Source organism: Thaumasiovibrio subtropicus (assembly GCF_019703835.1).
GTDB classification, from domain to species: domain Bacteria; phylum Pseudomonadota; class Gammaproteobacteria; order Enterobacterales; family Vibrionaceae; genus Thaumasiovibrio; species Thaumasiovibrio subtropicus.
Map to the genome: position 1 here is coordinate 1,797,492 of NZ_AP023054.1, position 22,461 is coordinate 1,819,952.

17 protein-coding genes are annotated in these 22,461 nt (G+C 46.5%); 5 read left to right on the forward strand and 12 right to left on the reverse strand.

From position 1 onward, the window contains the following. Positions 1 to 53: 53 nt before the first annotated feature. From TSUB_RS08095 to TSUB_RS08105, 3 genes are read right to left on the reverse strand one after another with little or no spacing between them, the layout of a single operon-like run. Positions 54 to 1,331, reverse strand: coding sequence for a leucine-rich repeat domain-containing protein (locus TSUB_RS08095; protein ID WP_159065054.1), 1,278 nt, complete (start codon positions 1,329 to 1,331; stop codon positions 54 to 56). A 35-nt stretch (positions 1,332 to 1,366) separates the two neighbouring features. Continuing rightward, positions 1,367 to 2,002 (reverse strand): leucine-rich repeat domain-containing protein, encoded by a 636-nt coding sequence (locus TSUB_RS08100; protein WP_221274582.1) that lies wholly within the window; start codon positions 2,000 to 2,002, stop codon positions 1,367 to 1,369. Positions 2,003 to 2,011: 9 nt separating this feature from the next. After that, complete coding sequence (locus tag TSUB_RS08105) at positions 2,012 to 2,644, reverse strand: hypothetical protein (RefSeq protein WP_221274583.1); 633 nt, start codon at positions 2,642 to 2,644, stop codon at positions 2,012 to 2,014. 735 nt (positions 2,645 to 3,379) lie between these two features. Between TSUB_RS08105 and TSUB_RS08110 the strand changes: the two genes are divergently transcribed. The 4 genes from TSUB_RS08110 (at position 3,380) to TSUB_RS08125 (ending at position 9,001) form a co-directional block, all read left to right on the forward strand. Beyond that, positions 3,380 to 5,068 (forward strand): NAD-dependent malic enzyme, encoded by a 1,689-nt coding sequence (locus tag TSUB_RS08110; RefSeq protein ID WP_087016004.1) that lies wholly within the window; start codon positions 3,380 to 3,382, stop codon positions 5,066 to 5,068. A gap of 263 nt (positions 5,069 to 5,331) precedes the next feature. Next, the gene (locus TSUB_RS08115; RefSeq protein ID WP_087016006.1) at positions 5,332 to 6,114 is read left to right on the forward strand and encodes a SanA/YdcF family protein; all 783 of its coding nucleotides are present in this window, start codon (positions 5,332 to 5,334) and stop codon (positions 6,112 to 6,114) included. A gap of 204 nt (positions 6,115 to 6,318) precedes the next feature. Then, positions 6,319 to 7,689, forward strand: a complete 1,371-nt coding sequence (locus tag TSUB_RS08120; RefSeq protein ID WP_087016008.1) for an SLC13 family permease — start codon at positions 6,319 to 6,321, stop codon at positions 7,687 to 7,689. Positions 7,690 to 7,921: 232 nt separating this feature from the next. Beyond that, on the forward strand, positions 7,922 to 9,001 hold the full coding sequence (locus TSUB_RS08125) for a ketoacyl-ACP synthase III (RefSeq protein ID WP_087016010.1): 1,080 nt from the start codon (positions 7,922 to 7,924) through the stop codon (positions 8,999 to 9,001). A gap of 97 nt (positions 9,002 to 9,098) precedes the next feature. Here TSUB_RS08125 and TSUB_RS08130 read toward each other — a convergent pair whose 3' ends face one another. From TSUB_RS08130 to TSUB_RS08170, 9 genes are all read right to left on the reverse strand, one after another. Continuing rightward, positions 9,099 to 10,421, reverse strand: a complete 1,323-nt coding sequence (locus tag TSUB_RS08130) for a GGDEF domain-containing protein (protein ID WP_087016012.1) — start codon at positions 10,419 to 10,421, stop codon at positions 9,099 to 9,101. Positions 10,422 to 10,576: 155 nt separating this feature from the next. Next, a complete protein-coding gene (gene nagK / locus TSUB_RS08135; protein ID WP_087016014.1) occupies positions 10,577 to 11,488 on the reverse strand; it encodes an N-acetylglucosamine kinase in 912 nt (303 codons plus the stop codon). Positions 11,489 to 11,669: 181 nt separating this feature from the next. Further along, complete coding sequence (locus TSUB_RS08140) at positions 11,670 to 12,377, reverse strand: tRNA-uridine aminocarboxypropyltransferase (RefSeq protein ID WP_087016016.1); 708 nt, start codon at positions 12,375 to 12,377, stop codon at positions 11,670 to 11,672. 165 nt (positions 12,378 to 12,542) lie between these two features. After that, a complete protein-coding gene (locus tag TSUB_RS08145) occupies positions 12,543 to 14,177 on the reverse strand; it encodes a glycoside hydrolase family 19 protein (RefSeq protein WP_087016018.1) in 1,635 nt (544 codons plus the stop codon). A gap of 176 nt (positions 14,178 to 14,353) precedes the next feature. After that, positions 14,354 to 15,907 (reverse strand): acyl CoA:acetate/3-ketoacid CoA transferase, encoded by a 1,554-nt coding sequence (locus TSUB_RS08150; RefSeq protein ID WP_087016097.1) that lies wholly within the window; start codon positions 15,905 to 15,907, stop codon positions 14,354 to 14,356. Between the two features lie 168 nt (positions 15,908 to 16,075). Next, positions 16,076 to 16,459, reverse strand: coding sequence for an SMU1112c/YaeR family gloxylase I-like metalloprotein (gene gloA2, locus TSUB_RS08155; protein ID WP_087016020.1), 384 nt, complete (start codon positions 16,457 to 16,459; stop codon positions 16,076 to 16,078). A gap of 1 nt (position 16,460) precedes the next feature. Further along, positions 16,461 to 17,549 (reverse strand): lipocalin-like domain-containing protein, encoded by a 1,089-nt coding sequence (locus TSUB_RS08160; RefSeq protein ID WP_159064736.1) that lies wholly within the window; start codon positions 17,547 to 17,549, stop codon positions 16,461 to 16,463. After that, positions 17,546 to 19,990: an ABC transporter permease gene (locus TSUB_RS08165; RefSeq protein ID WP_087016024.1), complete on the reverse strand. Its 2,445-nt coding sequence runs from the start codon at positions 19,988 to 19,990 to the stop codon at positions 17,546 to 17,548. Before TSUB_RS08165 ends, TSUB_RS08160 begins: the two co-directional genes overlap by 4 nt. After that, complete coding sequence (locus TSUB_RS08170; protein WP_087016026.1) at positions 19,971 to 20,642, reverse strand: ABC transporter ATP-binding protein; 672 nt, start codon at positions 20,640 to 20,642, stop codon at positions 19,971 to 19,973. The genes TSUB_RS08165 and TSUB_RS08170 overlap by 20 nt, the downstream gene beginning before the upstream one ends. A gap of 362 nt (positions 20,643 to 21,004) precedes the next feature. Here TSUB_RS08170 and TSUB_RS08175 point away from each other — a divergent pair, with 362 nt between their 5' ends. Beyond that, complete coding sequence (locus TSUB_RS08175) at positions 21,005 to 22,444, forward strand: DUF2867 domain-containing protein (protein WP_087016028.1); 1,440 nt, start codon at positions 21,005 to 21,007, stop codon at positions 22,442 to 22,444. The last annotated feature ends 17 nt before the right edge of the window (positions 22,445 to 22,461 follow it).

A 22,461-nucleotide genomic window follows, 5' to 3' on the forward strand; every position in this document is an offset into this window, starting at 1 on the left:
CGCTGTCTTTATTTGCGGGCTTAACGCGCCTGCTAAGCCCTGCTCATAACATACTAGCGCTTTGGTCGTTCAAATGATCCAAAGCGTTTAAGGTTTCTTACTTTATATCTAAAATCTGGATCTGTTGGATGAGTATAGTTATGCAAAATACTCACAAATTTCAGATTATCTATGTCACTGAGTTCGAATTTCTCAATCGGATTATTTATCAAAACGATATCCTTGATCCCCTTAAGATCATTCAAATTCTCAACAACTGAAATATTGTTACCGGCAAGATCGAGTTGATACAGATTTTCTAAGAAGGAAAGGTTCGGTATCTTGGATACATGACTAGAAGAAACCTCAAGGGTACGAAGATTCGTATTACTCCTCAAATCACCAATTTCATCAATGTTTGTATAAACAACTTTTAGTGTCTTTAATTGTCTAAGCGCCGATAAATTTGGCATCTTTTTGTTCTCTAAACCTTCAATCTCTAGGTATTCCAGTGATGATGGTAGGTCAACTTGAGTAGCATCGTAACTACGGACATGTAACGCCTTCAAATCATTAAGTTCAGAGAATGGTAGAGAGTAAAACTCTTTTTCTGGTTTGAGCCTTAAATATTTAAGATGTGGAAAGCTTGAAAGATGAAAGTTTGCATGCGGCACTTCATAACTTGGAGCAACCAAAACCTGGAGATTCTTACTCTGAGTCATCTCGTGCAAGTTGCTAACCGTACCGTTGACCGCAAAATATTCCAAATTGACTTGATTGTACAGGTTATTCAAACGATGTGCGATTAGAGTTTCCGAGCTGATTGATTTTAACTTACTCGGATTAGGTAACACTACCTTGTCTGACTCAATTAAGTTCAACTCTAAGTAAATCAATTCGTTAAGGCTTGATATATCGACTACTTTTAGCGGAGAAACATCTCGATCGAGTGTGATCATGAGGGATTTTAGATCCTTGAATTTATTAATAAATTCAAGATCTAGAATCTTCTCTGACTTAATGCTTAGAACTTCAATATCACCAGATTTATTAAGAAATACTTCAGTACGGTTTGATCTGCATGGGCGAGTCTTGTCCGACAGTATAAACTCGCATTTAGGCTCTATTAAGTATGATGCACCTATTTTACGTGTGTCATTCCAAATGCGATAGCTTGTATCTTCATCTTCAACATACACTCTTAACGATGAGTCAATAATCCCTTGGCCGTATAGTTTACTTATCAACGCGTACTGTTCTGACTTCTCAACAATCTCTTTTTCTTGTGGGCTTAGCTCGACCGCTAATGCACCTGATGCTATAAACCATAAAATTACTAATAACTTCATCATTCATTACCCGTTACCTAAGCCCTGCTCATAACATACTAGCGCTTTGGTCGTTCAAATGATCCAAAGCGTTTTAGGTTTCTTACTTTATATCTAAAATCTGGATCTGTTGGATGAGTATAGTTATGTAAAATGTTCACAAATTTCAGATTATCTATGTCACTGAGTTCGAATTTCTCAATCGGATTATTTATCAAAACGATATCCTTGATCCCCTTAAGATCATTCAAATTCTCAACAACTGAAATATTGTTACCGGCAAGATCGAGTTGATACAGATTTTCTAAGAAGGAAAGGTTCGGTATCTTGGATACATGACTAGAAGAAACCTCAAGGGTACGAAGATTCGTATTATTCCTCAAATCACCAATTTCATCAATGTTTGTATAAACAACTTTTAGTGTCTTTAATTGTCTAAGCGCCGATAAATTTGGCATTTTTTTGTTCTCTAAACCTTCAATCTCTAGGTATTCCAGTGATGGTGGTAGATCAACTAGGTTGGCATCATATCCATTAACATGCAAGGCCTTTAAAGAAGTGAGGTCTGAGAATGGAAGAGAGAAAAATTCTTTTCCATTCTTGAGGGCAAAGTACTGTAAATTTTTAAACTTTCCAAGTTCAATTTTCCCAATCGCACTTTCATTGTCAGTAGCAGTTAGAACTAATGAGATCATCACTATTATTTATTTTTCCAAACCGTTAAGCTCTCCATACATTTCGAAATAAACAAGCTTATCTTTATTATCGATATTGTCTATACTGTTTGCTTTAAAAGTTACAGATTTTATTACTTCTAAGTTATTGGAAACGGGCAGGATCATGACCTGAGTGGACATTGAGTTTAATTCTAAATGAACAAGGTTGGATAAAAATGAAAGGTCAATCTTTTCATAACCCGGCCTCTGTCCACTTAACTTAATCATTAATACTTTTATGCTTCCTATACTTCTTAATAAATTAAAGTCAAAATTTTTATCTGATCTCAAGTTTACAATAATTGCATTACCATCCTGATCAATAACTATTTCATTTCGATTTGATTTACACGGCCTGACTTTACTTCCAAGTATTAATTGACAGTTGGGATTTGAAATTTCAGAATAACCTAATCGGCTTTTGTTTTGCCAGAGACGATAGGTTGTCTCATCACTTTCAACATACACTCTTAACGGTGAATCAATCACCCCTTGGTTATATAGTTTACTTATCAACGCGTAGTGTTCCGACTTTTCAACAATCTCTTTGTCTCGGGGGCTCAGCTCAAAGGATAAGACACTTGATGTAACAAGCCATAACAATAATACTAATTTCTTCATTATTTTACCTGTACATAGTCAACATAGTAAAAATCATATCAATTCAGTCTGTTTATTTTCTGTTTCAGACTTGATAGCCAAATCCAACAAAAGGCTACTATTCAACTTAACTGTCGAAAAAGCGCGTTGTCGGAGTAAGGCCAAGAATAAACAGTTGACCATCGTTCAACGTTTTGATTATAAAGAAAAAACGCACTGCGTATCCATTGTCTTTATCGTATCTCTACGCGGATGTTATCACTTGCTATTTTATTCAGATGTCATGAATACTCAAACCTTCGCCTTCACTTCGGTAGGGCCAAATCAAAGTTTTTTACTAAGCCATGCAACTTGCATGTAAAGTGAGGTGAAACAGCTCTAAGATTCGAGTGAAAAGTTGGTCATTGGTGTACTCACACAACGGAGCATTCTAGCCGTTCATCTTGGTGATGATTTCAACCACGAGGTATCCACTCCTAGGCCGGGTAGAAACAATGCTTTCCCTTAGGTAAGGGGTTAACATAAGCGTATGAACACCATTGCATTCAGTAGAGATTCAGCTTGGTGAACAAATCACTGCTTGAGAGTGCGTCAGAGGTTAACAAAAAGGGTATTTTTCTACCCTTTTTTTGTGTGTCATTTCACACTGCGTTTTTCTTTTGACTTTATTGATAAAATACGCGAATGGTCACTTTTAATAACAAAGGATTAGCGTTACCATCTTGCTTCCTTGTTCCACATTGATAACGTGTCTTCATGAATAACTCTAAACGTCCTCTATATATCCCATATGCAGGCCCTGCCCTGCTCGAAACGCCGCTTCTCAACAAAGGCAGTGCTTTTTCTCCTGATGAACGTAAGTTCTTTAATCTCGAAGGCCTATTGCCTGAAGCTTTTGAATCTATTGAAGAGCAAGCAGAGCGTGCTTACCAGCAGTACCAAAAGTTTGACAATGATATGGATAAGCACATCTATTTGCGCAATATCCAAGACACGAACGAAACGCTTTATTACCGTTTAATTCAAAACCATATCACCGAAATGATGCCGATTATCTACACCCCAACGGTCGGCGCAGCGTGTGAAAACTTCTCTAGTATCTATCGTCGTGGTCGCGGTCTGTTTATCTCATACCCTAACCGTCACGACATCGACGACATGCTAAATAACGCTTCACGCCAAAACGTGAAAGTCATCGTTGTCACAGACGGTGAGCGTATTCTTGGTCTGGGTGACCAGGGTATCGGTGGTATGGGTATCCCAATTGGTAAGCTTGCACTTTATACCGCTTGTGGTGGTATTAGCCCTGCATACACCTTGCCAGTGGTACTTGATGTAGGTACAAACAACCCGCAACGTTTGTCAGACCCTATGTACATGGGCTGGCGACACACTCGCATCAGCGGCGAAGAGTACAAAGCATTCGTTGAAGAATTTATGCGTGCAGTGAAACGTCGCTGGCCTGAAGCCCTAATCCAGTTCGAAGACTTCGCGCAGAAGAATGCGATGCCTCTCCTTGAAGAGTATAAAGATCGCTTCTGTTGTTTTAATGATGACATCCAAGGCACCGCTGCGGTTTCTGTTGGTTCACTGCTCGCAGCAAGCCGTGCAGCAGGCAAAAAACTCTCTGACCAAGTCGTGACCTTTGTTGGTGCCGGTTCTGCAGGTTGTGGTATTGCTGAAGCCATTATCGCTCAAATGATGTCTGAAGGTCTTAGCGATGAAGAAGCGCGTCAGCGTGTTTACATGGTTGACCGTTGGGGCTTGCTGACAGACAACATGCCTAACCTGCTAGATTTCCAGAAAAAGCTCGGTCAAAACCATGCACGCGTCAGCGAGTGGGCATCTGATGAGAACGGTATTTCTCTCATCGACGTGATGCGCAATGCCAAGCCAACTGTCTTGATTGGCGTGTCAGGCGTTCCGGGACTCTTCAGTGAGGAAGTCATCAAAGAGATGCACTCTCATTGTGATAGACCAATTGTGTTCCCACTGTCGAACCCAACAAGCCGTGTTGAAGCCACACCTGCTGACATCATTCGTTGGACTGACGGAAATGCACTGGTTGCGACGGGTAGCCCATTTGAGCCCGTTACTTACAATGGTAAAACTTACCCAATTGCCCAATGTAACAACAGCTACATTTTCCCGGGGATTGGCCTAGGTGTGCTGGCTGTGAATGCTAGCCGCGTCACAGATGAAATGCTGATGGAAGCCAGCCGCGCCCTTGCAGAGTGCTCACCAATGGCATTGTCTGGCGAAGGCGCTTTGTTACCACCGCTTGAAGATATTCACCATGTCTCGAAACACATCGCTTTCGCTGTCGCCAAGCAAGCGATGTTGCAAGGTAAAACCTCCAAGAACACGGATGAGCGAATTAAAGAGAAGATCGAGCAGAACTTCTGGAAGCCACAATATCGCAGCTACAAGCGTACTTCGTTCTAACCCTCGCATGTGATACAAGGCATCAACACTAACCGCAGCGCTTGCTGCGGTTTTTGTTTCTCTGACCGTTGCTAAATGTTTAACATCTCATGTCTATCCAAGCGCTTGCTTCCCTAAACGGTGCTTTAACCGCTTATCTTGCCGTGCTCTGTAACCTGTTATGTCAGTTTTTTGCTTATGTATCTAAAAATCAGCTGCTTATATTGTAAAACACATACAATTAAGGCAAATTAAGCCAATGTTCCATACTCACTGAGCTATCAATGCGAAAGGCTTTTCTCACACTGATTTCCCTGTTGGTTTTGTGCGCTTTTTCGCTCGTCGCGATTGATCAATGGATCTCATTTCGATACCGCAACGACATCTATAATGATGTCCAACTCATCCCTGAACGCCGCGTCGGCATTGTGCTTGGTACCAGTAAATACATTGGTAAGACCCTCAACTGGTTTTATCAACACCGTATCGATAGCGCCCTGAAACTCTATGATGCGGAAAAAGTGTCGGTACTCTTATTGAGCGGCGATAACGCGCATCGCTCCTATAACGAGCCTTGGACCATGAAGCGCGACTTTATGCGCGCGGGTGTACCGGATGAGAACATCGTCCTTGATTACGCAGGTTTTCGCACCTTAGATTCCATAGTACGTGCCAATAAAATCTTCGAAGCCAATGATCTTGTTGTCATCACACAACGTTTTCATTGCGAACGGGCGCTGTTTTTAGCTGAACACAACAACATTGATGCGATCTGTTTTGCAGCGCCCATGCCCGGCGGATTAAGTGGTTGGAAAATTCGCGGCCGCGAAGTCTTAGCTCGCTTCAATGCAGTTGTCGACGTCTACCTTCTCAATAAGCAACCTAAGTTTCTCGGTCCTCCACACCCGATTGAGCCTGATGCCGCCCCGGTCTTAGCGCACGCCAAAGCGGAATCAAGTTCTGCCGTCAACACCATTTCGTCGGCAAGTGCGACAAGCTCCTCAGCAGCTTCAACGGTCAATGAGGCAGCCTCATCCGCAGCAACAACTGTGACAGAAGCAAACTGATTCCTCTACTGGCTCCTTAGCTGCTTTGTGATGCATATTGGCGAAAATCCCCATGGGTAGGTTACTACCCATTTACAAATAACCGTTTCACATTTCTCGTAACTCTCTCTTTAATAAAAGCTTTTGGTGATCGTTCTCACTCCTTTGTTCTTTATTGCGCTCTAACATATGTGCAACATAACAACCTACAAAAGGAAGATAATGATGACAGCGCTTACACTGGCCCTACGCCATTGGGTGATGGAACGTAACAGCCTGATCCTTATCGGCAACATACTGTTATTTGCCCTACTCTACACAACGCTCCCTTTCGATAAAAATGTCGTGATTGGCTTATCAATTCTGATCTTTATCGCAGTACTTTGGTTAACCGAAGCGCTTCATGTCAGTATCACGGCATTGCTCGTGCCTGTGCTTGCGATCGGTTTCGGCATTTTCGATACCGGCAAAGCCCTCAGCAACTTTGCAAGCCCGACGATATTTCTCTTTTTAGGCGGGTTCGCACTAGCTGCAGCACTTCATGCCCAGGAGTTAGACAGAGCGATTGCCGATAAAGTACTGGTCTTTGCGAAAGGTAAAATGTCTGTCGCGGTACTGATGCTGTTTGGTGTGTCCGCTGGGCTTTCAATGTGGATAAGTAACACCGCAACAACTGCAATGATGCTGCCACTGGTATTAGGCATTCTTAACAAAGTGAATGCGCAATCTCAGCGCAAGACCTACGTTTTTGTCCTATTGGGTATCGCCTACAGCGCAAGTATTGGTGGTATTGCCACCATCGTCGGCAGCCCCCCAAATGCCATTGCGGCTGCGGAGGTCGGGCTTACCTTTGCTGAATGGATGAAGTTAGGCTTACCTATCACCATTTGCTTGCTGCCACTCGCGATCTGTTTACTGTTCTGGGTTGTGAAACCTGATTTAAACCATACCTTTGAGATGGAGCATAAACCAGTAAAATGGGACAACGCTAAGCTCGCCACCTTGGTCATTTTCCTCCTCACCGTGTTGTGCTGGATTTTCAGTAAACCGCTAAATGCGGCACTTGGTGGAGTGAAAAGCTTCGACACCTTTGTTGCACTCTCTGCCATCGTCGCTCTGGGCATTTCTCGCGTTGTAAACTGGAAACAGATTGAAAAGTCGACGGACTGGGGTGTTTTATTGTTATTTGGTGGTGGTATCTGCTTGAGTAATATTCTCAGAGAAACGGGGACTAGTGTCTTCCTTGCCCACGGCTTGAGCGGATTCCTAGAGCAAGCAGGGCTTTTCCTCACCATTATGACGGTTGCGGCATTCGTTGTATTTTTGACTGAGTTTGCCAGCAATACCGCTTCTGCTGCATTACTTGTGCCTATTTTCGCTACGATTGCAGAAGCCCTAGGTGTGTCTCCAGTGATTTTATCGGCACTTATCGCTATCGCAGCATCGTGTGCCTTTATGTTGCCTGTCGCCACGCCGCCGAATGCCATCGTGTTTGGCTCTGGGCATATTCAACAGAAAGAGATGATGAGAGTCGGCCTCTATCTCAACGTAGCCTGTATCGTAGCGCTAACGCTCTTTACTCAGATTTTCTGGTAAGCAACGCGCCAGCGTATTTTTCCTCCCCCCAATGCTCGCTCTATCACTCCGGAGCGGGCATTTTTCTTGCGTACACTTTTTGATTTAGTCCAGTAGATCTTCCAAACCGTGCCTCGATGGCAAACCTAGAAGCGCTCGCTGAACAAGCACCTTGAGGTGGCTTGAGTATATAGGCTTGTGTTTTCGTTTGGTTGGCAGCATGATATTCAAAACGTTAACCAAAAGAATAAGTATGAAATATGCCAATATTAGCGGCTGGGGGAAATGCCTGCCGCCCACTGTTTTATCCAATGACGAGCTCAGCCAATTTGTAGAGACATCCGATGAATGGATACGTACTCGTACTGGGATTGCCGAACGTCGCATTAGCCATGTCGATACCTCGGTACTTGCAGAGTACGCTGCACGGGATGCACTCGCATGTGCAGGGATTGACGCCTCAGAGCTTGATTTGATTATTGTGGCAACTTGCTCTCCAGATACCTTACTGCCCAACGTGGCATCAAAGGTTCAACTTGCCCTCGGTGCCACACAGGCTGCCGCTTTTGATCAAAATGCCGCATGTACGGGATTTCTTTATGGTCTTGAAACCGCAACCCGCATGGTGCAAGCCGGGCAATACAAGCACGCCTTAGTCATAGGCGCGGAACGCCTAAGTTGGTATCTAGACTGGAGTAAGCGCGATACCGCAGTGCTGTTTGGTGATGGCGCGGGGGCGGTTGTTCTTAGCCAAACCGAGCAACCTCTCGGCCTACAGCAGGCAAAACTGGGCTGTGATGCAGAAGGTAGAGATATCTTAGCCATTCCTAAGTTCGGTACCGCGATGGATCGCTTTGACCCACTAGGCGGCTATTTCGAGTTCAATTTTATCGGCCGTGAGATATTCAAACGCGCCGTAAAAGGCATGACGAGTGCCGCGCACAACGTACTGACCCAAGCGCAGCTCAGTAGCGAAAACATTGATGTTGTCATACCGCACCAAGCGAACCTACGTATTATTGAAGCCTTGTGTGACTATGCAAAAATCCCTGTTGAGAAGGCATTTGTCAATATTTCTCGTTATGGAAATACGTCTGCGGCAACTGTCCCTATCGCACTCTGTGAAGCGGTGGAACAAGGTCATATCCAACCTAACAGTAAAATACTCACCGCAGCATTTGGCGCAGGTTTAACTTGGGGAGCGGGGCTTATTCAATGGGGTGACAGGGTTACACCAATCAGTCAAAACACTTCAACATTGCCACCTTGCGAGCAAACTGCCACAGAGCTCCTTGCCGAATCGATCGAAAAGTGTCTCTCGCGACCACAGTAGTTTGGCCTTAAACATGACAAATCCCCCATGAAAGGGGGATTTGTTGGAATGACTAACCGCGCGTTAAGCAATATTTCTAATGTATTCACACACTGGATTATCGATATGGCGATGAAATCGTGACGCGATTCCGGCCCGCGTGTTTGGCTTTATAAAGCGCTTCGTCTGCACGTTGAATCAGTTCCGTTGGCGTTTCGTCTTCGAGCTGGGCGACACCGGCACTGATGGTGATTTTCGCATCATGGCTCCAATGGGCACTTTCTACTTGGTAGCGAATCGTCTCCGCCAGATCGGTAACAGACTGAATGTTTCTGTCTGGACAAAAGATAATAAATTCTTCGCCCCCCCAACGCACAAAAACATCGTTAATATCCAACCACTCCACTACCAAATGGCTAAACGCGCGAAGGATATCATCTCCCACATAATGACCATGGGTATCATTGACCTCTTTAAAGTGGTCAATATCCATGAACACCACAGAGAATGGACGCTGATATCGTTGACTTTGTTTCACCGCTTGCGCCACCCATTCTTGTACAGCAGCGCGGTTTTTTACCCCCGTCAGGGTATCGCGCTCGGCCAGTGCGGCAAATTTCTTCGCTTGTAAGCTCAAAGTGATATTGTTTTTACGCAAACGTTCTTCGCGGCGCGATGCCACTTGATACTGATAGCGAACTAAAATGTACTCGTAACCGAGATAGCATATCGCGGCAAGGATCCACATCCCCATGACGAGCTTAAATAGCTCTGCTTCCGTTATCCAATACCCATGAAACGTCATTTCTCGCAGGGTTAAAGTATATTCCCCCTCTTCAACATGACTACCCGTTGCAACTTCAATATGAACGATATTGGAAAGATCGACACCTGCATGATCAAGGTCGATGTTGTAATCTGCAATCCACCACGACAGGACATGGAAGGATTTCAGTGGAATGGTTAGCGGGCCTTGATTAATCCCTGGCGCATATTCAATCGCGTTAAACTTATAGGATACAGGGTCACTTTCATCGGTATAGGCAGGGTTGGAGTTCCGTAAATAGACACGCACACGGCCTTCCGGCAGAGGACCGTGATAATCTATATCTAAGCTGACCGAGTGATACTTAGTCAGGTCGAGGGATTCGCCGATTTGCTGCGGAAAAATGGCAATCTCACAAAAAGGGTATGGTGCAGCATTTACAATACGGCAAGTGATACTCGCCCCTTCCTTCCATTCAACGATACTGACTTCCGTCTTCCCGCCTTGAAGGCTGTCATCCACCTTCTCAAAACGCCAGTCAGGCACAGTGACACGTAAATCGCGATTCGCCCCACCCATATGATGCCAACCGATCAAGAAGATCGACACGACCAGCATTGTCAATATCAGCTTCTTGAAAACACCCTGTGATGACATAGGTACGAACTCAGTCATAACTCATCCAAATGTTCCTTTACTACCTAAATAAAATAATCTCAGATAACAATAAGTTAAGCAATGGTTTCCATAACTGTTACGGATTTTAGTGATAGCAAACAAAGAAGCCTGCAAACAGCAGGCTTCCTATCAATCAATATACAAACATTTGTTTACTCAATGTTTAAAAAGGCTGCACCACGTACGCCGCCTGAGTCGCCATGTTTCGCTTTCAAAATCGCGGGTGGCTTTGCGACAGACAATAAATGTTTCTGCATACGCTCAGGAACTTGGCGATAGATTTCATCAAAGTTTGATAGACCGCCACCCAGCACAATTACGTGCGAATCGAGTGCCGTCATCATGTTACCGAAACAGATGGCAACCAGCTCGAGGTACATATCGACAAACTCGACGGCTTTTTCTTCGCCCGCATAAAAGTTTTCAATCACCTGAATCGCTTTAAGTGACTCACCATACTGATGTGCATAAAGCATTTCAAACCCGCGGCCAGATAGATAATTATCAATACAGCCTTTGTTTTCACATCCGCAGTCAAACATCGGCGCATTTTCGCCAAGGTGTAACCATGCATCTAGGGGGAGACGCATATGGCCGAGCTCACCAGCAACATTGTTCTTGCCAGAAAAAACTTTGCCGTTGTAAATCAAACCACCACCAAAGCCAGTCCCCATAATAAGGCCTGCAACGGATGGGTAGTGCTGGAGATCTTCGTCCCACGCTTCAGACAGGGCGAAACAGTTTGCATCATTCTCTAGTGCAACATGTCGGCCACCAAGTTCTGCTTCTAGATCTTTGCGAAGCGTTTTTCCTTTTGCAGCACCGATATTTACCGTGAGTACCGCACCAGTTTCCGCTTCTTCCATTCCAGGAAGACCGATACCAATTTTACCTTCAACACCGAACTCTTCATCCGCCTCACGGACGAGTGTCGCTAATGTATCAATCAATTCTTGGTAATCTGTTGTAGGGGTTGGAACACGCTTAGTCGCGACACGATTTAGATCGTTATCAAATGCGCCAAACTCAATCTTTGTTCCACCGACATCAAAGCCGTAATACATCCTGTTCTCCCTGAAAAATAAGCAAAATATAAAAAATTGTGACAATTATCGCTAAGTGACTCTGTACAGTCCGTGATGAACAGCAAAGAAACTGTGGTTATTTATCACAACATAGCTTAGTTGGTTAAAAAGCAACTACATTTCACCGCCATATACGTGACGCCGTCACCAAAATACACCTTTACTGAGCCGATTTTAGTCGTTCTAACGCGCCCGGCACAGGTAATTGGCGTTGCTTTTTACCTGTTTCGTAATGCTCGCGAAACACATCAAACCACAAATCAAGTAACTGTGCATTATGGGTTTCACCATAGCGAGCAACGATCTTGGCTGCCACTTCTGCGGTTGCGAGTTGGTTCTTCTTACTTGCTTCTCGTAATCTGAAACGTGACATTTCTTGCGGGGATATTGACAGCAATGGCAGATCAGCAAGATATGGACTTTTGTGGAACATCTTTTTTGCTTCTTTCCAGCTACCATCAAGCAAAACAAAGAGCGGGCGCTTGCCGTGCTGCACGTGGATGTTCGTCACTTCTCTCTCCGGCGCATATTCCGACGGAAAAATAAGATAGGGTTGCCATTGCGGATCACGTAACACAGCGAGCATATCGCAGTCGGGTTCAGTGCGATGCCAAATGTAGGCGAAACTATCTTCAAATAAATCCGCAATTAAGCGCCCTGTGTTACTGGGCTTCAGGACTTCATCATCAAACATGATTAATAAGAACGCCGCTTGAGAGGTTAAACTAGGTTTATGCTCGCAGATGCAAAGATGACGGTTAACCATGCAAAACTCACAGCGATCTACGCTGCCTCCCCTCGCATTGAAAGGCTTAGTCGCTCTGGCAAGACGCGCTTTGTGAAGACGATGAATGGCATGGATACGCATGGTAAAACTCTATTTCGAAATAACCGCGGCATCATACGCTGACTCGCTATGCAAGTCACTTTCAGCGTGCGTATAGAACAAACATTCTAGGGATAGCGCGAGCATAGAAACAAAAAACCGATGCCAATGCATCGGTTTTTTGTTATGCCTCTATTGTTAATATCCTTACTCGACCGTAACGCCGTAATATTCCTGAACACATTTCGCGTAATCACCCTCTTTCAGGGTGGTATGCGCCGTCTGATAACCGCTCACAATTTTACACGCAAAGCTCGCGCCTTCCGGATTGTCGGCCACATAAGACCAATCATTTTCCCAGTACAATCCAAATCCTGTGTCACCTTGATTTCGGAATGGCTTCATACCAGCACACCCCAATTGCTCGTCAGCTGGAATCTCGACACTCAATGCGGCTGCGTGACCTCGGTAATATTTGATTCGATTCACCGACTGCGGCTTCTCTTGCTCTTCCGTGCATTCAATCCCACCATTAATGATCATGGTTGTGACCCCAAAGCCCGGCACGCGTTTTTCCGCGATATCTTGTTCTGTCGGTTGCCATGTACCATCGATAACATGCAGCATTGATGGTTTAGGCGGTTGCGGATAGACGAAGAAGAAGATCGCCGATGCTAAGTTTAGCCAGCTATCGGCCACTTGCTCCGGATCCTCGAGCAACACTTTCACATCGTTAAAGATAAAATCAGAAAAAGGCCCGTAGTTATAGTGATATGAAAGCTGCTTGGCACCGCGGCCAAAATATTTCACATAATGACCTTCTGGTGTTGTGCCACATGGCCAAGCTTGAGTTTGCCAATTATCGACGGCACATTCACTGTTATAACCGCAACTGTTAGGATCATCGCCACAGCCAGCTTCTCTGACAAAGTAAAGCCCTTGTCGCCACTCTTCATTGGGTGAATGAGGATTATGTGCGCCGGTCTCTTGGGTAAAGTGCGCAAACATAACCGCCAGCGATTTAGCACAAATCGCATCGGACTCAGCGGCGCGTTCATCGGTATAAGTCGCACAAAAGCCTTCGAACTTGGCAATGGCTTTAAGGAAATTCTCGTAAGTGTAAGCAGCATCGCGCTCCGGGAATAAGTAGTCCCACTTTGACTGGTCGATCATCTCTTCAACGCGACGGACATTCTCAGGATTTCCTGCCGCTCCGGGACGCACCGCTTCAACAATGGCATTGTCACGCGTTGCGATAGATGCTCTCACCGCGTCAAACTCTGGAGAGTCTGTCAGCTCCGCTTCTTTGTTAGCAAGGAACTCAGCGCTCATGATGTAAGAGCCATCCGGATTCTGGCCTATGATACCGTTATCTGAATCCTCAGGAGGCGGTGTAGAGCCATCACCACCATCAGAGCCATCGCCTTTATGATCCCAAACCCCTGTACCATTTTCCGCGTTAGGCGCTTCACCTTGCGTCCACCATTTTGCTTCATAAATGCTGCTCTCGTAGTAGACACGATCGCCCGCGACATACACTTTACTGTCGTCATAGGCTGGCGCACTCTCGGGAGGTAGATAAATAGGTGGCTCAATCGGCGGCTCTGACGGAGGCACATTCGCCCCGACATACTCCCAGACACCCGTTGGGTTTTCGCTGACAGGTGGTTCATACTGTGTCCACCATTTCGCTCGATAAACATCGCCTTGATAAACAACCTGATCCCCACCCACATACACCGCACTGTCGCTGTAATTAGGATAACTCGCAAACGCCGAAACAGACATGCCGATTGCAGAGACAACAAACGCTGAGTTCAGCGCACTTCCGAAACGGAACATAAATAACTCTCCTTGGAAAACAATTTGTTATTACCAAGCCTAATTAAATTACGTCAGCGTTTCGTCAATAAGTTGGCTATGACGTGAGCAAACAATCAGTAAAATACGCTTTATTTTCAGTAAATTAGACGCTGGTTCAGGGGAACATTTTGTTACAACTCCTGTTCCCCCTTTTCCTAGCGTGAGGTGGGTTCCAACTTGAGCCCCATTGGAATCGTTTTGAATAATCGCTCATCCATGAGTTTCAGCGGTAATTGGTAGTGCGGTTTAAAGGCCATTTTCGCTAATACATCTCGCTCAAGATCAACCCCTGGCGCAATTTCAATCAGTGTCATACCCAGCTCTGTTAACTGAAATACCGCACGCTCTGTGATATAGAAAACTGGCTTATTATGCTTCATCGCGCGACGGCCGCTGAAGGTGATTTGTTGGACTTGCTCAACAAACTTGAGTGCCTCACCATCACGATGGATAACGAGTTTTCCCTCTTGAACTTGAATATCTTGTTTCCCAGCCGTAAAAGTGCCACAAAAATACACCGCTTTGGCATTCTGTGTGATGTTGATAAACCCACCGCAGCCGGCGATTTTGCTACCAAAGCGTGACACATTGATGTTGCCATGGATATCGCATTGCGCCAGACCAAGAAATGCCTGATCAACACCACCGCCATCATAGAAATCGAACTGTTGATCTTGAGTGATAATGGCATCAGGAAATGCACTGGCACCAAAGCTTAAACCACCAGAAGGCGCACCGCCTATGCCTCCGGGTTCAACGGTCAGTACAAAGTCATCGATGATACCCTCTTCTTCCGCCACGTTAGAGATCACCTCTGGTGCACCTATCCCTAGATTTAAAACGGCATTAGATTGCAAAAATAGCGCAGCTCGACGGGCAATCACTTTCTTTGGGTCTAAGTCTCGATGAACATGTTGATGTGAATGACGCTCTCCAAGTCCGACATACGCTTCATTGTATAACTCCGCAAATGTCTGCATGTGTTCTTCCGCTTGATGCGCAATCACGATGGCATCGACAAGAATACCGGGGATCTTGACGGTATGCGGCGACAACTCCCCCCGGCCTACCATGCGCTTTACTTGCACAATCACCTTCCCGCCATTGGCTTTTACTGCTTGTGCTGCGGCTAAGTTTTCAACCACCAAGCACTCTTCTTCCATGGTGATGTTGCCTTGAGGATCTGCCGTCGTGCCGCGAAGAAGCGCGATATTAAGGTCTAAGCGGTGGTAGAACAGAAACTCTTGGTCTTCTATTTCGATCACTTTGACCAAGTCGTCTTTAGATATGGCATTGATTTTGCCCCCTTCGATGCGGGGGTCGACAAAGGTATCTAAGCCAACATGAGAATAGGTGCCGGGTTTACCCGCCGCACTATCTCGCAGCATATGAGAAATAATACCCTGCGGTAAGTTATAGGCCTCGCACTGTTCATCTAAGGCCAGTTGTTGGAGTTTGGGCACCAAGCCCCAATGACCGCCAATCACGCGTTTAATCATGCCAGGAAGCGCAAAATGATTTGCTGCTTTGCCTTCGCCATCACCTTGACCAGCAGCAAAGACCAAGGTCAGTTGTCTGGGGTGGCCACTTTTTTCAAACCGTTCTGCTGCCGCTTTCGCCAAGCTTTCCGCGACAACGGACCCGATGAATCCCCCTAAAAAAACGCCATCACCGTCGTTGATCATCTCGACCGCTTCAGGCGCGGACATGACTGGCTTTTCCAATGGAACACTCCTTGTTCTTCCACTTGTCATCGAACATTCAACGTTGAGTATAGATGTTGATCAGGAGGCAATATTCACCGAGATCACATTAACAGAAATTTAACAGCAGGCGTGGTTAGAAAAATAGGCGGGTCAGCAAGGCGAAACTGAAGTTCAAGACTCATAGAGCTCTAGCGGCAGGCCATCAGGATCAGCGAAAAAAGTAAAACGGCGTTGTGTATATTCATCCACCCGAATAGGCTCACAAGCCACACCGCGAGCAACCAACTTGGACACCACTGCGTCGATATCTTCGACACAAAATGCGAGATGGCGTAAGCCTTGGGCTTCTGGATAGCTCGGACGCGAAGGCGCAAGCGGAAAGGAAAACAGCTCTATTTGACTGCCATCGGGTAATGCAAGGTCGAGTTTGTAGGAATCACGGGCTTCACGATAGACCTCATGAACGATGTCCAATCCGAGAACTTTCGTGTAGAAGTGTTTCGATCTCGCGTAATCAGAACAAATTATCGCGACATGATGAACGCCCTTTAACATGCTACTTATACCCCGTGAGCTCCATAAACCCTTGGCCTTTATGGCTACCTTCAAAACTCACTAGCGCTTCCCAATAGGCGATCGCGAAAGGCAAAGAGTCATACGCTTTTGATGCGGTAACCGTGAGCTTAATGCCGAGCTTATCGACCTGAACTCCCCATACCATCGGCCACAACGTCCCATCAACACGATGATAGCGCACTGGCAGCAATCGAATGTCTTCATGCTGAAGATGGTACGTCTTTTCCTTAGTCATCAATGCACCAATGTAATGGTGTGATTTACCTTGGCGAACGCGAGACACCATTAGTTTTTCGTCATCTGATAGGTGGAGCGCAAACCAGTCCCAACCCAGCTCGGCGCCCGGTACTAATTGGTCAGAACTCCACTCTCTGTCATACCAACCTTGCCCTTCGACCTGATAGTGAAAACCACGCCACGAAATGTTACCGTCGATAGCGAGGTGTGGATGAGAAAAGTAATGCGATGCAAGGTCGCCATTGGCGGTCTTTTGGCTATACCCCTGATCCCCTTGTGGGACCGCTTTTCCTAAATCAACAATATCGAGATGGGCAGAGACATTCTCTTCTTCAATGGTCAGCTGGCCCGGAAAAGGAGATTGATCTGTTCCCTGCCAAAGCCAGTTGTCAATCCACATTTCAAAGGGCTCACTTTGCACCTCTGCTTGCCCAATCCCACCACGCGCAAAACGTTGCAGGGCTATTTGATTTTCGCGCCCAGATAAAACGAAATGTGCCATATAGCGTTGAGGACTGTCCCAACCGGTATCCGATTTGGACGATGAGGCATAGCGAAAGAGTGTCCATTGAACACCCCACTGATTTCCTTTGTCGTCGTTTAGATTGGCAGTGAAATACCACCATTCATTACGAAAACCCAAATGCGCACCATGATCGCGAGGTAATGTGACGGGATTATCTCGACTGACACGCTCAAACCCTTGTTGCTGCGTGCCGACGCTATCAAGCTGGGCAACAAACCCTGTTGCTTTTGACTCTTCTAGACGATAGTGAATACCGAAGCCAACGGCGGCGACAACGCTGGTAGATAGCAACAAGGTTTTCTTCATTGAGCCTCCCGGAATGAACGAATTGCTGAGCGCCTCACTAACCTCACAACGGGCCATCCCCCAGCCAACAACAACGAGAGCAGTGAAATACCTAATATAAATCCGTATTGCAGTGGGAATAAAATGAGGTCCATAGTCCACCCGAAGGAGTGCATTAAGATGCGCTCAATCAACAGATAAGCCAGTGTGATCCCTAGCGGTAAGGCGATAATAGCGGTCAGTAAACCTATGACTAACAACTGCCCACCCCCGAGTAGTACCAACTCCTTACCCGACATCCCCATGCAACGCAGTAGTGAAAACTGCTTGGCTCGCGACAGCTCGCCTGCGGTTGTGGCAAAAAAGAGTCCCGTTACCGCAATAATCAGTGTGAGCGCCCCCAGTGCATCCGTCACTTTGAAGGTGTGCTCAAAGACTTTCATGGCTTGCTCAAGTAACGCATGTTGATTGATGGTTTGGCCATCATTGAGATTAAAACGCGCTTTAAGCGACTGTGTAATGGGGTGAGAGACGCGATCATCACTCAATAAAATCGCTAACCCCACTCTTCCTTGCGCGCCGTACGTTTCTTGCCAGCGTTTATGCGGTAGCATCACCTGCCCATAGGGATTACCGTAATCGTAATAAATGCCTGCGATGTGCCATAGGCCTTCAAATGGCGCGGGTAAGTGGACCGTTTGCCCCGGCTTCCAGTCCCACTTTAGCGCCAGTGATTCGCTGACCAAGACGCTACGGCCACTGTGAAATTCAAACCAAAAATCGGGTGCGGAGACTTTCATCGTAATGGCTTCACGCTCGGCCCGACTTGTGCCAACACTGATCGCCTGCAGCACACCCTGTTCACTATTGGTTTCTGTTACCCATTGCCACCATACATCCTGAACGCCATTTTGCTGACGTAGCCAACGGCTGATCTCTTCCGCTTGTGAAGGGTTTGGGCGTACATAGATGTCAGCAACGATGCGTGCCTTCAACCAGTCTGAGGTTGCCTCTCTAAAGCTACCGACCATGGTATCCATACCAATATTGGCAGCAATCGCCAACATGAATGCCATCGAAGCCACACCACGATAACTCAAACTCGCTGCGGCATCGGTGAAAAACCAGCGCAGTTTGGGACTCGGCAAAAGCAGAGCAAGCGATGAGAAAAGCAACCAGATGAGATACGGCATGATTAACGCAGCCGAAAGCAAGGTTAAGCCAATCAGCACAAAACCCGATGCCTCAGTCGCGGGCTGTTGGTAAACCACCAACGCAACCAAGGCTAACGCAATCGACATTAAGGCTTGCCAACGAAACTCTTTTCCGCTGAAGCGATGCAAAGACAACTGACGAGACAATCGTGCCGGAGGCGTGCGGAGCAAGCGAACCATTGGCCAACCACAGGCGCAAATCGTCCCCACAAAGGCGACACCAATACTGGAAACTCCCCATTGCCAATGCCATTCCACCCGGCTCTGTACTAATGCACCATAAAGGTCACTCAAGGTGTTGGCGACAGAGGGCATCAATTGATTAGCAAGGAATAACCCGAAAATATTGCCACTGATCACCGCAATGACTAGCCATGTCATCACTTCAACCGTCAATACTGCAAAGATCTGACGCCCTGCTACACCAAGTTGTCGCAGTTGACCTATTAACGGTTGGCGCTGCGTAAAGCTCAACGACATTGCTTGAAAGAAAATAAACATACCCACCACGAAGGCCAGTAACCCCATGGCTAACAAATTACTGTGGAACGCGCGCGTCAAGGGTGCCAGCTTATCCCCGGTGCGTATCTCGAATCGCAGATAATCAGGCAGAAAGGCGTTAAGCCTAGCAAGCTGCTCATCGGTCATTTCGCCGCACGCCACTGCGGATAATCCGCGGGCATGGTTGAGCGACTTCACCATAGAAATGTCGGTGATCAGACGGGCGCCACCGAGCAGGTTATCACTGACAATCTGGAATGGGCCTATCTCTCCCCGGTTGGTGACAAGATACTGCCCCGATTCAATCTGCAAAAAACTGGCATAGCTATGGCTAATAAGAATGGGATAAGGCGATTGAATCAATTCTGCTGGGTTAAACTGGGCGGTATTGACAGAAGGCATGTTCAATAGCGCGACAGGATCTAGGCCGAGTATTTCTAGCACGTGCCCCTCAGACGACACTATAGTCCGTTCCAACGGCACACATTGTGAGAACCCTTCGCGGCGCATCGCAATATAGGTCGCGTCTTCGACACGCTTGCCGAGCTGCTTGTTAACGACGTAATAGGGGAAAGGATTGTTTAGCATTTGCGCATTTTGGGTGTAACTCAACCGCGCTTGGTAATTGATGGCTAAAACACCGACCAGCAGAGAGATGCCTAACGTCAAACCAAACCAGACTAACACTAATTGCAGTTTGTGCTTTCGATAGTGTCCCCAGACAGCATTAGCTACCGGTACGAACATCGAGACAGCCTCCCTGCAGTCGAACTTGACCTTCCATATAGTTCGCGACTGTCGCACTATGCGTGACGAGCAACAAGGTACAACGGAGTTCCTTCGCTAAGCTGATCAACAAGCGCATCACAGCCGCTTCATTTTTCTCATCCAAACTGCCCGTTGGCTCATCCGCCAGCAGCAACTTTGGTTCCATATAGAGTGAACGGGCGATCGCAACGCGTTGCTGTTGTCCCCCCGAAAGCTCTTCGGGATAGCGCGAAAGGAGCGACATTAAATCGAGGTTAGAGAGGATTTGGCGCCAGATTTTGTCATTTTCGGGCAAACCACGTAGCTGACGACAAAACCGAATGTTATCGGCGATCGTTAGCGTCGGCAGCAAATTATATTGCTGAAAGATCATCCCTATCTTCTCACGACGAATATGTGTCCGCTCCCTTTCTGTTCGCTCGTGAAGAGGCAGGTCATCGAACCAAATTTCGCCTGAATCTTGGGTATCCAAACCAGCAATAAGATTAAGCAGCGTACTTTTTCCTGAACCACTTTCCCCCATCAAGGCGATTTGCGCTCCGCGCTCTATATGTAGCTCAGCGCTCTGTAACACCGGATGGAAATCATCTCCATCTCGATACCCTTTACAAAGCCGATTAATAATTAACATTGTTCGTTCCGTCGCCCGGGTAACACTCTGACAGTTAGGCAATTTACCCTATTCGCACTTTTTGCGGAAGAGGTCACACAGAGAGAATTGAGGAAATCATGTAACGAATCAATTAACAGCCGCTATTTCAACGCAAAAAGCGCCACTTTCTGCGCTTTTTACGCGTGCAGGGAAATTGCTAGGATTCTAGTTTGCTCTCTATTAAATTACTTATTCACCATAAACATTGATCATTTTGGGCGCCAATCGTCAGGCAATGCCATCGAGATATCAATGAAAGCCATTTGAAATCAATACAAATTCGTTATACTTCTCTAAGCTTTTCATATGCCCCTCTTTCGCAATCAAGGAAGCATTGCGCTATGACAGAACGAATTCTCATTGTTGGCGCGTCTGGTTATATTGGTAATCACCTCGTTCCCCACCTCGCTGCACGTGGCCATGAAATTACGGCGACGGGACGCGCTTTGCGCGTGTTGAAGAAGCGCGCTTGGGGTGATGCGGAAAACATTACCCTTAAGCAATTGGATCTGATTTCTGACGATATCACGCCTTTACTTGAGGACATTGATATCGTCATCTTCCTTGTTCATGGTATGGCCCATGGCCATGACTTTATCGATTATGAACTCAACGCTACCCAGCAACTGCGCAAGGCGTTAGATCGGAGCCAAGTAAAGCAAGTCATCTATCTTGGTGCGCTCCAGCCTCAAACGGATGCCGCCAGTGAGCACCTCGTTGCACGCCAAAAGACCGGCGAAGAATTACGTAAATCAAAGGTGCCGATTGTCGAACTACGTGCCGGCATCGTTGTTGGCCCCGGTTCAGCGGCATTTGAGGTGATGCGTGATTTTATCTATCACCTCCCTTTGCTGTTTACACCGCGATGGGTTAACTCTACGTCTTCACCCATAGCTTTGGATAACCTGCTGTATTACATCACTCAACTTGTCGATAACCCGACAACGGGTAATCCAATCTATGATATTGCTGGCCCTGAAGTCCTCACCTATCAATCGCAAATGATGCAACTCGGTGATGCGATGGGTAAGAAAGTCCACCTCATCAAGCTACCTTTTTTAACCCCAGAAATGACCGCGCACTTCTTCGGCATTATTACCTCGGTTCCATCCAATATCGCCAAGGCCCTTGTTAGCGGCTTGCGCTACCATCTACCAGCCGATGACAAAGCGATTCGCGAGCGTTTCCCACAAACACTGATCACTTATCGTGACGCCGTCACAAAAACCTTAGAACAGGAAGAAGATGTCGTACGCAGTGACGTGTGGGGCTTTGATCCAGACGCCCTACAGCGCTGGCATAAAGGCTATGGCTATTACCCTAAAAACGCGGGGTTTTCTCACACAACACATGCCTCCGCAGAACAGCTTTGGCGCATTGTGAATCAGCTCGGCGAGGAACCGGGCTACTTCTATGCCAACGCGTTATGGCGCATTCGTGAGTGGATGGATTATGCCATCGGTGGTAGTGCGCGAAAAAGACAGCGCACCGCTAAAAATCAACTCGCGATCGGAGACTACATAGACTCTTGGAAGGTAATTGCTGTCGAGGAAAATCGTTTCTTATCGCTACTGTTCGGTATGAAAGCACCCGGTCTTGGCCGCCTCGAGTTTACGATTTCTGATGAAGGCGATAAACGACGTTTGGATATCCGTGCTTGGTGGCATCCTGCGGGGTTTCCGGGGCTCCTCTACTGGTTTGCCATGATGCCCGCGCATCTGTTTATCTTTAAAGGCATGGTGAAGGCGGTGTGTGAGCGCGCCGAGCAATCGGGGCATTGAAAAAGCAATCCATTGGG